The sequence below is a fragment of the Luteimonas sp. A534 genome (assembly GCF_054072805.1).
Map to the genome: position 1 here is coordinate 236,139 of NZ_JBSVRR010000001.1, position 13,794 is coordinate 249,932.

Here is a 13,794-nt window from a genome sequence, read left to right on the forward strand (position 1 = left end):
AGCGCGATGCACGCAACCGGGACCGATGCCGCCACGCCGCTGTACGACGTCGCCGCGATGCGCCGCGTGGAGACGCAGGCGATCGCGCTGCTTGGCGGCGATGCGTCGATCCTGATGGAGCGCGCGGGCCTGGCCGCCTGGCGCTGCCTGCTCGAACACTGGCCGGACGCGCAGCGCATCGTGGTCGCCTGCGGCCCCGGCAACAACGGCGGCGACGGCTACGTGCTGGCCTGCCACGCGCTCGCGGGTGGACGCGACGTGCAGGTGCTGCACGCGCAAGGCCACGCCCCGCGCACGGCGCTGGCGCGGCGGGCGGCCGCGGCCTTCAGCGACGCCGGGGGCAGGGTGGCGATCGCGGATGCGCAGCTGCCGGAGTGCGATGTCCTGGTCGATGCCGTCTTCGGCCTGGGCTTCGACAATCGGGCGGACGATGAAGGCAAGGTACTGCTTGCAGCCATTACGGCCAGCAGCGCCGCGGTGCTGGCGCTCGACCTGCCTTCGGGCGTCGACGCCACCTGCGGCGACGTGCCCGGCAGCGCGGTGCGGGCCACCCGCACGTTGCAATTCATCGGCGACCACGCGGGTCTTGCGACGGGTGCCGCGCTCGACCATGTCGGCGCGCTGCACGTGGCCTCGCTCGATCTGCCGCCCGAAGCGTTCGCCGGGGTGGACCCGGTGGCCTGGCGCCTGCGCGGCCCTGCGCTGGAATCGCTGCTGCCGCGGCGGACGCGCACCGCACACAAGGGCACAGCCGGCCATGTGCTGGTGGCCGGTGGCAACCACGGCATGGGTGGCGCGGTGCTGCTGGCGGCGGGCGCAGCGCTGCGGGCGGGCGCAGGACTGGTCAGCGTCGCCACCCGCACGGCGCACGTGGCGCCCCTGCTGGCCCGCACGCCGGAAGTGATGGCGCACGCGCTCGAGGATCCCGCAGGCATGACGCCACTGCTGGAGGCGGCCGAGGTCTGCGCCGTGGGGCCGGGACTGGGCCGCGACGCGTGGGCGAGTGACGTGTTCGATGCGGCGATGGCCAAGGCCAGGGCCCTGGTGGTGGACGCGGACGCGCTGAACCTCCTCGCTGCCAGCCCCGGGAAGATGCCCGCGACCGCGATCCTGACCCCGCACCCGGGGGAAGCCGCGCGCCTGCTCGGGCGCAGCGTGGCCGACGTCCAGCGTGACCGCATCGCCGCCGCACGCGCGCTGGCCGAGCGCTACGCCTGCGTGGTGGTGCTCAAGGGCGCGGGGACGGTCGTTGTGGCGCCCGGCGCCGGCACCTGGATCATCGATGCGGGAAACCCAGGCATGGCCGTCGGCGGCATGGGCGATGCGCTCACCGGCATCATCGCGGCGCTGCGCGCACAGGGGCTGCCAGCGGCGGACGCGGCCGTGGCCGGTGCGCTGCAGCATGCAGTCGCCGGTGATCGCGCGGCGGCGGACGGGGGTGCCCGCGGCATGCTGCCCAGTGACCTGATCGCGGCGCTGCGCCAGCGGGAGCGGGACTGATGGCCGCGGTACGCAGTGCGGTCCTTCCCGATGCGGAGGCCACGGCCGCCCTGGCTGCAGCCCTCGCGGCCACGGCTCCGGCCGGTGCCGTCGTGCACCTCGAGGGCGATCTCGGGGCCGGAAAGTCGACCCTGGCCCGCGCCTGGCTGCGCGCCCTGGGCGTGACCGGCCCGGTGCGCAGCCCGACCTACACCCTGGTCGAGCGGTATCCGCTCGCGACCGGCGGGGAAGCGCTGCACCTGGACCTGTACCGCATCGGCGACGCCGGCGAACTGGAATTCCTCGGCCTGGACGACGCCGATCCCCGGCTCTGGCTGGTCGAGTGGCCCGAACGGGGCCTGGGTGCGTTGCCGGCACCCGACCTGGAGGTCGGCCTCGTGGTGCTGGGGCAGGGTCGGGCATGCCGCCTGCGCTTCCGGAGCGCCGCGGGCGACGCGTGGGTGGCCGCACTGGACGAGCAGCGACGTTTGCAGGGGCTTCCTGAACCGTAACCACAGGAAGGGCGGGCAGGTGCCGGATTCATAAGGGAAAAACCTGTTGCAAAGAACGCGACTTGGTGCTTGACTAGCGGCCATGCGCGTCCGGGCCATCCATCTCCAGCAAATCCTGCTCGGTGCGGCCCTGCTGGCCGCACTGGTCTGGAACGTGGCCAAGTCGGCTGAGATCAATGACTTGCGATTGAGTGCAGGTCCAACGGGGACCCGGGCAGAACTCGGGCTCGACGCGCAAGCCGAGTACACGCTCATTCCGCTGTCCAACCCCGACCGCCTCGTGGTCGACTTCCCGGGCAGCCGGGTCGCGCCGAAGCTGACGGTCCCGGCCGCCGCCGGCGTCATCAAGGCCGTGCGCACGGGCCAGCCGACGCCCGGAACGACCCGCGTGGTCTTCGACCTGGCGATGCCGGTGGTCGCGCTTGCGCCCCGCTTCGAGACCGGCAGCGGCGGCGTGCGCCTGGTGCTGGAATGGCCGGGTGACCACGGCGCAGCGACGACGGCCGCGGTACCTGCCGCAGCCACGCCATCGCCCGCGTCCACGTCGACGGCCGACCCGATCGCGCAGATCGCAGCCGCCAACCAGGCCGGCGCCGCACAGGCGTCCAACGACGCCACCTCGCGTCTGATCGCAAACCTTCCCGCCGCCGGCGCACGTTCGCCCGCGGCCCCGTCCACGGCATCGCCGCAGCGGCCGCAGCCATCGAGCGACCCGTCGCCGCGGCAGGCGGTGCCGACCACCATCGCCACTGGTGTACCCACGCCGGTGCAGCGCGCGCCCGCCGCGCAGCCGCCCACCCCCGCCAACGCAGTGCAGTCGGCCGCCAGCGGCGCCACGCGTCCGCTGGTGATCGCCATCGACGCCGGCCACGGCGGCCAGGACCCGGGCGCCGTCGGACCCACCGGCAAGCGCGAGAAGGACATCACCCTGGCCATCGCCCGCGAACTCGCGCGTCAGGTCAACGCCACGCCGGGCCTGCAGGCCCACCTGGTGCGGGATGCCGACGTCTTCATCCCGCTCAACCGCCGCGCCCAGCTGGCGCGCGCGGCGGGCGCGGACATGTTCATCTCGATCCACGCCGACGCCGCGGAAAACCGCAATGCCAAGGGCTCTTCGGTCTATGTGCTGTCGCTGAAGGGCGCGTCCTCGCAGCGCGCGCGCTGGCTGGCCGACAAGGAAAACGCGGCCGACCTGATCGGTGGCGGCAAGATCGCCACCTCCGACAGCATGCTCACCAACGTCCTGCTCGACCTCACCCAGAGCGGCCAGATGAAGGCGTCCGAGGACGCGGGCAACCACATCCTCGAAGGCCTCAAGCGCATCGGCAACAACCACAAGCCGCACATCGAACGCGCCAACTTCGCGGTGCTGCGCACGTCCGACATGCCGGCGATGCTGGTCGAGACCGCCTTCCTGTCCAATCCCGAGGAAGAGCGTCGGCTGATCGACCCGGCGTTCCAGTCCAAGGTGGCGCGCGCGGTGCTGGACGGGGTCAACACCTACTTCACCAGCCAGCCGCCCCCGGGCACGCTGTTCGCGACGCGGGCCGCAACCGGCGGCGCATCCTCGGTGGCGGCGAGCGGCGGCAGCCGCTGAGGGCGGCAAGCTCGCTTATCATCGTGGCTGGCCCATACCAGGCCGGCGCACCGCGCCGGACCCCCGCAGCTTCTTGAGCATCCGGCAGCTTCCCGACACCCTCGTCAACCAGATCGCCGCAGGCGAGGTCATCGAACGCCCGGCGTCGGTGGTCAAGGAACTGGTCGAGAACGCGCTTGACGCAGGCGCCCGCCGCGTCGACATCGACCTCGAGGAAGGCGGCGTGCGCCTGGTGCGCGTGCGCGACGACGGCCTTGGCATCACGCCCGATGAACTGACGTTGGCGGTATCGCGGCATGCGACCAGCAAGATCGCATCGCTCGATGACTTGGAAGTGGTGGCCACGCTCGGCTTCCGCGGGGAGGCGCTGCCTTCCATCGCATCGGTGAGCCGTTTCACGATCAGCTCGCGCCGCGTGGATGCCGACCATGGGGCCGCGCTGTCCGTGGATGGCGGGCGGGTGGGCGAGGTCGCGCCCAGGGCGCATCCACAGGGCACGACGGTGGAAGTCCGTGACCTGTTCTACAACGTGCCCGCGCGGCGCAAGTTCCTGCGTGCCGAGCGTACCGAGCTGGGCCATATCGAAGAGTGGCTGCGCTCGCTGGCGCTGGCCCGCCCCGACGTCGAGCTGCGGGTGTCGCACAACGGCCGCGCCTCGCGCCGCTATCGCGGGGGCGAAGGCGAAGGCCTGGCGTTGGACGATGGCGCCGCGCGCCTGGTCGAGACCCTGGGCGAGGGCTTTGCGCAGGCCGCGCTGCGGGTCGAGCACGCGACCCTGCCACGCCCTGTGGACGAAGGCCGCGACGCCGCCCCCGCGCTGCGCCTGCACGGTTGGATCGCGCAGCCGACGTACTCGCGTGCCAGCGCCGACCAGCAGTACCTCTACGTCAACGGCCGCGCCGTGCGCGACCGAAGCGTCGCGCACGCGGTGAAGCAAGCCTATGCCGACGTGCTGTTCCACGGTCGCCAGCCCGCCTACGTGCTGTTCCTCGAACTCGACCCCGCACGGGTGGACGTGAACGTGCACCCGGCCAAGCACGAGGTGCGCTTCCGCGACGCGCGCATGGTCCACGACTTCGTCTATCGCGCCCTGCATGAGGCCCTGGCCGGCACGCGCGCCGGCAACGCGCCGCTGGTGGCCGCGGTCACCACCCAGGCCCAGGTCTCGCGCGAACTGGCCGCGCGCGTGGCCGAGCAGTCGAACCTGTCGCTGCGCGGCGATGGCGTGCGCGATGCCTACGCGCTGCTCTACGGTGCCGCAGGCAGCGTCGTGGACGGCGCCGGTGCGGCGATCGGCGAGGGCGGAACCGCCGTGCCCGGCGCGACGCACGCCGCGTGGGCGCAGATGCCCGCCACGCAGGTGCCCATGCCGGACACCGGCGACGACGGCATCCCGCCGCTCGGCTTCGCGATCGCGCAGCTGCACGGCATCTTCATCCTGGCCGAGGCCGCCGACGGCATGGTCGTGGTCGACATGCACGCCGCCCACGAGCGCATCGGCTACGAGAAGCTGAAGGCCGCGCACGACGGCGCCGGCCTGCGCGTGCAGCCGCTGCTGGTGCCGCAGGCGGTGGCGGTGAGCGAGCGCGAGGCCGACATCGCCGAGCGCGAGACGGCCACGCTTGCCGAACTCGGCTTCGAAGTTTCGCGCACCGGCCCGCAGTCGCTGCTGCTGCGCGGCGTGCCCGCGCTGCTGGCGCAGGGCGACACCGAATCACTGCTGCGCGACGTGCTCGCCGACCTGCGCGAACACGGCGAGAGCCGTCGCGTCCGCGCCGCCCGCGATGAGCTGCTGTCGACCATGGCCTGCCACGGTTCGGTGCGCGCCAACCGGCGGCTGACCATTGCCGAGATGAACGCATTGCTGCGCGACATGGAAGCAACCGAACGCTCCGGGCAGTGCAACCACGGCCGTCCCACCTGGACGCGCATTCCGTTAGCCGACATCGATCGCTGGTTCATGAGGGGACGTTGATGACCAGATCCACGCTGCGCGCGGCCACCGCCGCGACTTGTCTCGTTCTTGCCGCCGTACTCGCCGCCTGCGGCTCCGGTGCCCCATCCCTCGAGGCGGACGACGATGCCGCCCCCGTGCCGGAGGCCAGCCCCGAGCTGCGCGCTGCCGAGCAGCAGTGGCGCGACGAACGCCGCGAAGGCCTGCTGGCCGAAGACGGCTGGGCCAGCGTGGTCGGCCTGCACTGGCTGGAGCTGAGGGCGCACTACATCGGCAGCAGCCAGACCAGCGGCATCCGCCTGGCACACGGGCCGGAGAAGCTCGGCCTGGTACAGCAGGACGCGGGGCGCGTGTACTTCACGCCCGAACGCGACGTGGCGGTCACCGTTGACGAAGCGCCGGTCAAAGGGCGCATCGAACTGCGGGACGAACCCGATACCGGTCCGGTCGAACTGGTGTTCGACGAAGGCCGCGGCAGGCTGTCGATGATCAGCCGCGCCGGCCGCCGCGCACTTCGCGTGAAGCACGCCGATGCGCCTGCGCGTACCGGCTTCGGCACGATCGCCTACTGGCCCGTCGATGCCGGCTGGGTGCTGGACGCACGCTTCGTCCCGCATCCCGCAGGCCGCACGATCGAGATAGCCAACATCGTCGGCGGCACGGATCCGATGCCCAACCCGGGCGTGGTCGAGTTCAGCCGGGACGGCGTGGACTACCGGCTCGAAGCGCTGGAAGGCAGCGATGGCGGACTGTTCCTGATCCTCGCCGACCGCACCAGCGGCCACGACAGCTACGGTGCCGGCCGCTATCTCGATACCGCGGCCCCCGACGCGCAGGGCCGCGTCACGCTCAATTTCAACCGTGCCTACAATCCACCGTGCGCGTTCACCGACTTCGCCACTTGCCCGTTGCCGCCGCCGGACAACCGCCTCGACCTCGCCGTGACCGCGGGCGAACAGGCCTATGCCAGGCCCGCATCCGCGGCATCCGGCAGCTGACACAACACCACCAAGGACTTCCATGACCAAGACAGGGAATCGGGCGCGTTCGCCCATGTTGATCGTGGCCCTGGCCGCAAGCGTCGCCATTGGCGCCACTGCCGCGGCCGTGGCCGCCCCGCAGGCCGGATCAAAGCCGGTCCCGGCCGCCACCGCCACCGCCAAGGCGCCGCCGGTGCCCCTGCTGTGGAAGGTGTCCGACGACAACAACTCGCTGTACCTGCTGGGCTCGTTCCACCTCCTGCTGCCCGACGACTACCCGCTGTCGCGCGACGTCGACATGGCCTTTGCCGACGCCGAGAAGCTGCTGTTCGAGATATCCCCCGACGAACTGGCCTCGCCGCAGCTCGGCCTGCAGATGGCGCAGGCGGCATTGCGCACCGACGGCCGCACGCTCAACGATGAACTCGGTCCGGAGCTTGCCGCCAAGCTCGCGAGCTGGGGCAGGGAGAACGCGGCGCAGCTGGCCGCGACCGGCATGAACGTCGAGGTCCTGCAGCGCTTCGAGCCGTGGTTCGTCGGCACGATGATCACGGTGTCGCAGATGATGGCGCTCGGCTTCGATCCCTCGATCGGTCTGGACGCGCACATGGGCGGACTCGCGCAGAACGCGCAGAAGCCGACCGCCGGACTGGAAACCGGTGCCCAGCAGATCACCTTCCTGGACGGCATGGATCCGGCCGAGCAGCTGCAGATGCTGGAGCAGGCGCTCGACCAGGCCGAAGCCGGCGCGGACCTGATGCTTGAACTCCACGGCGCGTGGCGCGCGGGCGACACACAGGCGATCCTCGACGGCACCGTGACCGAGATGCGGCGCGACTTCCCGGCGCTGTACCAGGCGATCAACGTCGGCCGCAACGACGCCTGGCTGCCGAAGCTCGAGGCGCGCCTGCGCGAGGACGGCGAGGACGACACCCTGGTGGTCGTGGGCGCCATGCACCTGCTGGGCGAGGACGGCGTGGTCGAAAAGCTGCGCGCGAAGGGGTATGCGGTCGAGCGCGTGTGCTCGGCCTGCGCGTCGCCCTAGGGCCGGGGCGGCACCATGACGATGCAGTCCACCGGGCAGGCCGGCAGGCACAGCCGGCACCCGGTGCACAGCGGTTCCAGCACCACGTGCATGCGCTTGCTGCCGCCGATGATGGCGTCAACCGGGCAGGCCTGGATGCACTTGGTGCAGCCGATGCAGTCGGCCTCGACCACCAGCGCGAGTTCCGGCGGGCGATGCTCGCCGAGTCCGCGATCGTAGGGCAGGGCCGGCACCGCCAGCAGCTTCGCCAGGGCGCGGGCGCCGGCGTCGCCACCGGGCGGACACCGGTCGGTATCCGCCTGGCCCGCGGCCATGGCTTCGGCATAGGGACGGCAGCCGGCATAGCCGCACTGCCCGCACTGGGTCTGCGGCAGCAGCCGGTCGAGGCGTTCGATCAGGGCGTCGTGGCCGCCCACTGGCCTCAGCGCACCGGCATCCCGGGCGCGGCCGCGGGATCGGCGCCCAGCAGGGCCAGCTCGCCGGCATCGAAGCCCGCCGACAGGATCATCCCCTCGCTCAGGCCAAAGCGCATCTTGCGCGGCGCGAGGTTGGCGATGAAGACGACGTTGCGGCCAACCAGCGCAGCAGGTTCCCCGTAGCTGGCGCGGATGCCGGAGAAGATCTGCCGCGTGCCGAGTTCGCCAGCGTCGAGTTCGAAGCGCAGCAGCTTGTCGGAGCCTTCGACGAACTCGCAGGCGAGCACCTTGCCGATGCGCAGGTCGAGTTTGGTGAAGTCGTCGATGGTGATGGTTGGGGCAGCGGCGTCGGTACCCGTGCCAGTGGCGGGTTTCGCGGCAGGGGTCGCGGCGGCGTTGGATTTCGCGGTTGCAATTCCGGGGGGCGCGATCGCAGCTATAGCCGCTCCCCCCGGGGTAGCGGTGGGAGCGGTCGGCTTGAGGTCTTCCTTGCTGGCTTCGGTCATGGCGGCGATCTGCTTCGGGTCGATGCGGGTGAACAGCGGCTGGTAGGCCTGGATGCGATGGCCGGTCAGCGGTGCGTCGAGGTCCTGCCACCGGGCGAGCGGCGCGTCGAGGAAGGCCTCGATCTGTGCGCTCATTGCCGGCAGCACCGGACGCAGGGCGCCGGCCAGCACGCGGAACAGGTTCAGGCCCTGCGTGCACACGGCCTGCAGTTCGGCGTCGGCGCCGTCCTGCTTCGCGATCACCCACGGTTTGCGCTCGTCGATGTAGCGGTTGGCCTCGTCGGCCAGCGCCATCACCTGGCGCAGCACGCTGGCCGGCTCGTTGCGCTCGTAGGCTTCACGCACCGGCGCCAACGCCTCCACGAAGCGCACGTACATCGCCGGCTCCGGCAGCGCGTCCGCCAGCATGCCGTCGAAGCGCTTGCCGATGAAGCCGGCGCAGCGGCTGGCGAGGTTGACGAACTTGCCGACGATGTCGGAGTTCACGCGTGCCACGAAGTCGGCGAGGTTGAGGTCGATGTCGTCGACGCCGCCGGCCGACTTGGCGGCGAAGTAGTAGCGCAGCGCTTCGGGCGGCAGGCCCGCGTCGAGGTAGCTGCGGGCCATCACGAAGGTACCGCGCGACTTCGACATTTTGGCGCCGTCGACGGTCAGGTAGCCGTTGACGTGCAGCCGCGTCGGCGCGCGGTGACCACTGCCGTGCAGCACCGCCGGCCAGAACAGGCCGTGGAAATTGATGATGTCCTTGCCGATGAAGTGATGCATCTCGGCCTGGCTGTCGGCGCCGGTGAACGCGTCGTAGTCCAGGCCGTCGCGCTCGCACAGCGCCTGGAAGCTGGCCAGGTAGCCGATCGGCGCGTCGATCCAGACGTAAAGGTACTTGCCCGGGTGGCCGGGGATCTCGAAGCCGAAGTAGGGCGCGTCGCGCGAGATGTCCCAGGCGCGCAGGCCGCCCTCGCCGTCGAGCCATTCCTGCAGCTTTGCCTTGACTCCGGGCACGGCCACATCGCCGGCCAGCCATTCGCGCAGGAAGGACTCGAACCGGCCCAGTTCGAAGAAGAAATGTTCGCTTTCGCGCAACTCGGGCGCGGCGCCGCTGACCACCGAGGTCGGGTCGATCAGCTCGGTGGGCGAATAGGTCGCGCCGCAGTGCTCGCAGTTGTCGCCGTACTGGTCGGCGGTGCCGCAGCGCGGGCAGGTGCCCTTGACGTAGCGGTCGGGCAGGAACATGCCCTTGACCGGGTCATAGAGCTGCGCGACCGAGCGCCTGGCGATGTGGCCGGCTTCGTCCAGGCGCGTGTAGATCGCCTCGGTCAGGGCGCGGTTGCGCTCGGAATGGGTCGAGTCGTAGTGGTCGAAGGCGACGCCGAAGTCGGCGAAATCACGTTCATGCCCGGTCTGGATCCCGGCGACGAAAGCCTCCGGTGTGGTCCCGGCCTTTTCCGCGGCCAGCATGATCGGCGTGCCGTGGGTGTCGTCGGCGCAGACGTAGTGCACCGTGCCGCCGGCCATTCGCCGCGCGCGCACCCAGATATCGGCCTGCACGTAACCGACCAGATGGCCGATGTGCAGGGGACCGTTGGCGTAGGGCAGGGCGTTGGTGACGAGCGCGGGGCGGGGCATGTGGGCAGTCGGTGACGGACGGCCGGTGATTATCGCACGCGGTCCCAAGAGTACCTGGGACGCCCGGGAACAGAAAAGGCCCGGCGATTGCCGGGCCCTTGAAGGCGACTCAGCGCGGAGGCCGTGTCACTCGCGGATCCACACCTGCTCGCGGCAGATGAAGGCCACGCAGCCCGAAACGCCGAGCTTGTCGTCGTCGATGAGCTTGAGCTTGGACTTGTAGGTCTTGCCCTTGGCCGGGTCGAGGATGGTGCCGCCCTCCCAGCCGTCACCACCCGGGGCCAGGCCCCAGAGGATGGTCATGCCCTTGATCGGCTTGTCCTTGTTCGCACCCTTGCACTTGTCGCAGGTCGGATTGGGGCCGCGGTCCGACTGCAGGATGTCCACCACCTGGCCCCGCAACGTGCCGCCGGACTCGGTGATCTCCACGATCGACTTCACCTTGCCGGTCTCGTCGTCGATGGTCTTCCAGCGTCCGGTGGGGGCGGTGGTCTGCGCGTTGGCGCCAGTGGCGAAGAGCGCCGCCAGTGCGAACACAAGGCAGGAAAGGTGGGGGGTACGCATTGTTGCCTCCAGTGGGTGCGGCGCCGCCGTGGCGGCTACGCCCGTTATACCCGCTGCGTGGACCGAAGAGAACGGCCTTGAAACAGCTGGCTCGAGGGAATTGCATTTCGCGCTGCGGCGCGCACGCCACGCCGTCGATTGCCAAAAAAAAGAAGGGCGACGTTGCCGTCGCCCTTCCGGTCTTGCCGTGTTGCTTGGATCAGAAGCGGTAGGTCACGCGTGCGAACGCGGTGCGGCCGAAGTAGTCGTACTGCGTCGCGAACGCCGGCACGTTGCCATAGCGCGTGGCGGTACCGGTCGACACCTGCGGCGGCTGCTTGTCGAACACGTTGCGGATGCCAACCAGCAGGCTCCAGTCGGTCTGGTCGTAACGCACCGAGGCCGAATGGTAGAACGCGTCTTCCGCGGTGATGTCACGGAAGCTGTTCGGACGGCCCAGGTAGATGAACTCCTCGTTGATGTCGAGGTTCTTGGTCGAGCCGACGTACTCGGTACCCCAGGTGTAGGTCATGTCGCCACGCACCAGCTGCGCGGAGAGCGAGCCCACGAGGCGCGGACGACCGATGTAGCCGAGGTTGTCCGACTTCGACTGGCCGCTCGCGGCAGCGGAGTCGAACAGCTGGGAGACGTCTTCCTTGGTGTAGGTCAGCTGGCTCTCGAAACGCAGCTTGCCGAACGAGAAGTCGTCGTCGTAGTTCACGATCAGGTCGTAGCCACGGGTGCGCTGGCGGTTGACGTTGACGTACTGGCTGTCGATGGTCGTGATCTTGTTCGGCTCGGAAGCGTGGTTGGCCGGGTTGCGCTCGAACAGGTCGCAGAAGTTGTTCGGGTAAACAGGCGAACCGTAGCAGCCGAACAGGATGTCATAGGCGCCCAGCTGCGCGATCTGATCCCGGACATCGATGTCGAAATAGTCGACGGCGATGCTGATGTTCGCGAACTCGGGCGTGAACACCACGCCGACGGTCTTCGCCATCGACGTTTCCGGCTTCAGGATGCCGACACCACCACCCGAGACGACCGTCGCCGAAGACGTACCCAGGCCGGTGTAGGTCGGGGCAATGCCCGCGGCCTGGCAGTTGGCGCGGATGAAGTCGTTGGTGCTGTCACCCCACTCCACGCAGGGATCGACCGCGGTCTGCGCGAGGAAGCCGGTCTGGTTGCCCAGGTACAGCTCGTACAGGCCCGGTGCGCGGAACGAGGTGCCACGAGTGGCGCGCGCCCGCAGCGACGGGATGATCTGCCAGTTGAGGCCCATCTTCCAGACGTTGTCGGTGCCGTCGACCGTGTCGTACTGGAATACGCGGGTCGAACCGTTGAACGTCAGCGACTCGAAGCCCGGGACGCCCTTGAGCACCGGAACCTCGAACTCGAGGACCGCTTCCTTCACCGAGTCCTTGCCCTTCGTGACCTGGGCGGAGCTCTGGCCCCACAGGTCGCCGTTGCGCGACAGGGCGCTCGGCTGGTCGTCGATGCTGTACCGGCGGTACTCGAAGCCGACGGCGGCCGCTACCGGGCCGGCCGGCAGCTCGAACACCTCGCCGGTGACCAGGCCGTTGACGGTGTACTGGTCATAGACGGTGTTGCCGGTGTGCCACTCGCCGATGACGGAAGCCAGCTCGTCCATCCGCTCGCCGCTCAGGAAGCCGGGATCGAAGTAGTCGAGGGTGGGGGCATCGTCGCTCCACTGCCAGTCACCGGTGCGCGAGCCGACGATCGAGAAGGCGCTGTAGTCGCCGTCCGAACGCGAACCCGTGGCGTTGGCTTCCCACGCCCAGGTGTCGGTGAACGACAGCAGGCCGTCGAGCTTGGTGGCGAGGTACATGTAATCGATCGAGATGTCCTGGTCGGACCGGAACGGCATGATGACCTGCGCGAGGCCGCCGGCGAGCGGGTTCACGAAGCCGGGCGAATTCGCATACTGGTACGGGCCGTTCTGACCGCCGACGTAGGGGAAGAACTGGCGGAAGCCACGTGCTTCGGTCTCGCGGTGGTTGTACAGGAACGTCGTCTTCCAGTTGAACGAGTCAAAGCCGAAGTCGGACGACGCGAAGAGGTTGAAGCGCTCCTGGCGGTTGATGATGTCCGCGGTGTTGAGGAAGTCGAAGTTGGTGACGTCCTCGTAGTACGCCTGCGGATTGGTGGCCGTGAAGTTCTGGTTCGTGCGCGGGCGGTAGCCCGGGAACGGACCGATGGTCACGCCGTCGGGCGACGGGATGTAGCGCACGCCCGTGATGGCGTCGTTGATCGAGTTGGCATAGAGGCGCGTGGTGGTGCAGCCGCCGAGCGAGGTGCCGGCGAGGATCGAGCGGTCTTCGCGGTCGATGCGATTGCCGTCCGCGTCCCACACCAGTTCCTGCGGGCAGCGGAAGAAGTCGCGGTCGCCATCCTTGAGGGCTTCGGCCAGGTAGTACTCACCGGCCAACACGATGCTGCCACTGTCGAAGTTCCAGCCGGTGGCGCCGGACACGGTGAAAATCTCGCCGCCGGTTTCGAAGGGAACGCGGGCGTTGACGGTGATTTCCGGACGATCCACCGTCTTGCGGGTGATCACGTTGACCACGCCGGCGACGGCATCCGAACCGTAGATCGAGGACGAGCCGTCCTTCACGATCTCGGCGCGCTGGATGATCGAGGAGGGAATCACGTTGAGGTCGAATGCGCCGACCTGGCCGCGCGTACCGGCAGGACCGGGGCGCTGGCCGTCCAGCAGGACCAGGGTGCGGTTGGCACCCAGGCCACGCAGGGACAGGGACTGCACGCCGGTGCCGCCTTCGACCACGAAGCCGGAGAACTGCTGGCTGATCTGCATGGAGCCCGCCGCAATGCTCGACTTCTGCAGGAATTCCGCGGTGTCAACCTGACCCAGGGCGATGCTCGTATCCGCAGTGATCACCTGAATAGGCGAGGTCGATTCGTACTCGGTGCGGCGAAGCAGCGAGCCGGTGACCGTGATCGTGTCGAGCTGGGTGGCGTTGGCCCTGGTTTCTTGCGGCTGCTCTTCCTCGGCCGGAGCGGGCTGCTGCTCCTGGGCCTGTGCAGCGGTGATGCTCAGGCCGGCGACAATGGCGACGACCAGCGGAAGGCGACGGAACGCCTGACGGGAACTACGCATGCT

At 69.6% G+C, this 13,794-nt stretch carries 10 protein-coding genes; 6 read left to right on the plus strand and 4 right to left on the minus strand.

All coding sequences use genetic code 11. The annotated features are described in order from the left end of the window. Nucleotides 1-6 precede the first annotated feature (6 nt). The 6 genes from ACW5F0_RS01095 (at nucleotide 7) to ACW5F0_RS01120 (ending at nucleotide 7,567) form a co-directional block, all read left to right on the plus strand. A complete protein-coding gene (locus tag ACW5F0_RS01095; RefSeq protein WP_456964197.1) occupies nucleotides 7-1,500 on the plus strand; it encodes an NAD(P)H-hydrate dehydratase in 1,494 nt (497 codons plus the stop codon). Further along, nucleotides 1,500-1,991, plus strand: a complete 492-nt coding sequence (gene tsaE, locus ACW5F0_RS01100) for a tRNA (adenosine(37)-N6)-threonylcarbamoyltransferase complex ATPase subunit type 1 TsaE (protein WP_456964198.1) — start codon at nucleotides 1,500-1,502, stop codon at nucleotides 1,989-1,991. Before ACW5F0_RS01095 ends, tsaE begins: the two co-directional genes overlap by 1 nt. Before the next feature lie 82 nt (nucleotides 1,992-2,073). Further along, entirely contained in the window at nucleotides 2,074-3,588 is a 1,515-nt protein-coding gene (locus ACW5F0_RS01105; protein ID WP_456964199.1) for an N-acetylmuramoyl-L-alanine amidase, read from the plus strand. A gap of 73 nt (nucleotides 3,589-3,661) precedes the next feature. Continuing rightward, nucleotides 3,662-5,563, plus strand: a complete 1,902-nt coding sequence (gene mutL, locus ACW5F0_RS01110) for a DNA mismatch repair endonuclease MutL (RefSeq protein ID WP_456998854.1) — start codon at nucleotides 3,662-3,664, stop codon at nucleotides 5,561-5,563. Then, complete coding sequence (locus ACW5F0_RS01115) at nucleotides 5,563-6,540, plus strand: DUF1684 domain-containing protein (RefSeq protein WP_456964201.1); 978 nt, start codon at nucleotides 5,563-5,565, stop codon at nucleotides 6,538-6,540. The genes mutL and ACW5F0_RS01115 overlap by 1 nt, the downstream gene beginning before the upstream one ends. A 22-nt stretch (nucleotides 6,541-6,562) precedes the next feature. Next, on the plus strand, nucleotides 6,563-7,567 hold the full coding sequence (locus tag ACW5F0_RS01120) for a TraB/GumN family protein (RefSeq protein WP_456964202.1): 1,005 nt from the start codon (nucleotides 6,563-6,565) through the stop codon (nucleotides 7,565-7,567). Here ACW5F0_RS01120 and rnfB read toward each other — a convergent pair. The 4 genes from rnfB to ACW5F0_RS01140 form a co-directional block, all read right to left on the minus strand. Next, on the minus strand, nucleotides 7,564-7,983 hold the full coding sequence (gene rnfB / locus ACW5F0_RS01125) for an Rnf electron transport complex subunit RnfB (RefSeq protein ID WP_456964203.1): 420 nt from the start codon (nucleotides 7,981-7,983) through the stop codon (nucleotides 7,564-7,566). The two genes, ACW5F0_RS01120 and rnfB, sit on opposite strands and share 4 nt — an antisense overlap. 5 nt (nucleotides 7,984-7,988) lie before the next feature. Beyond that, nucleotides 7,989-10,112, minus strand: coding sequence for a methionine--tRNA ligase (gene metG / locus ACW5F0_RS01130; protein WP_456998855.1), 2,124 nt, complete (start codon nucleotides 10,110-10,112; stop codon nucleotides 7,989-7,991). Between the two features lie 126 nt (nucleotides 10,113-10,238). Continuing rightward, nucleotides 10,239-10,688 carry a DUF2147 domain-containing protein gene (locus tag ACW5F0_RS01135; protein WP_456965237.1) on the minus strand — a complete coding sequence of 150 codons (450 nt, stop codon included), beginning with the start codon at nucleotides 10,686-10,688 and terminating at the stop codon, nucleotides 10,239-10,241. Between the two features lie 187 nt (nucleotides 10,689-10,875). Continuing rightward, on the minus strand, nucleotides 10,876-13,791 hold the full coding sequence (locus ACW5F0_RS01140) for a TonB-dependent receptor domain-containing protein (protein WP_456964205.1): 2,916 nt from the start codon (nucleotides 13,789-13,791) through the stop codon (nucleotides 10,876-10,878). Between the last annotated feature and the right edge of the window lie 3 nt (nucleotides 13,792-13,794).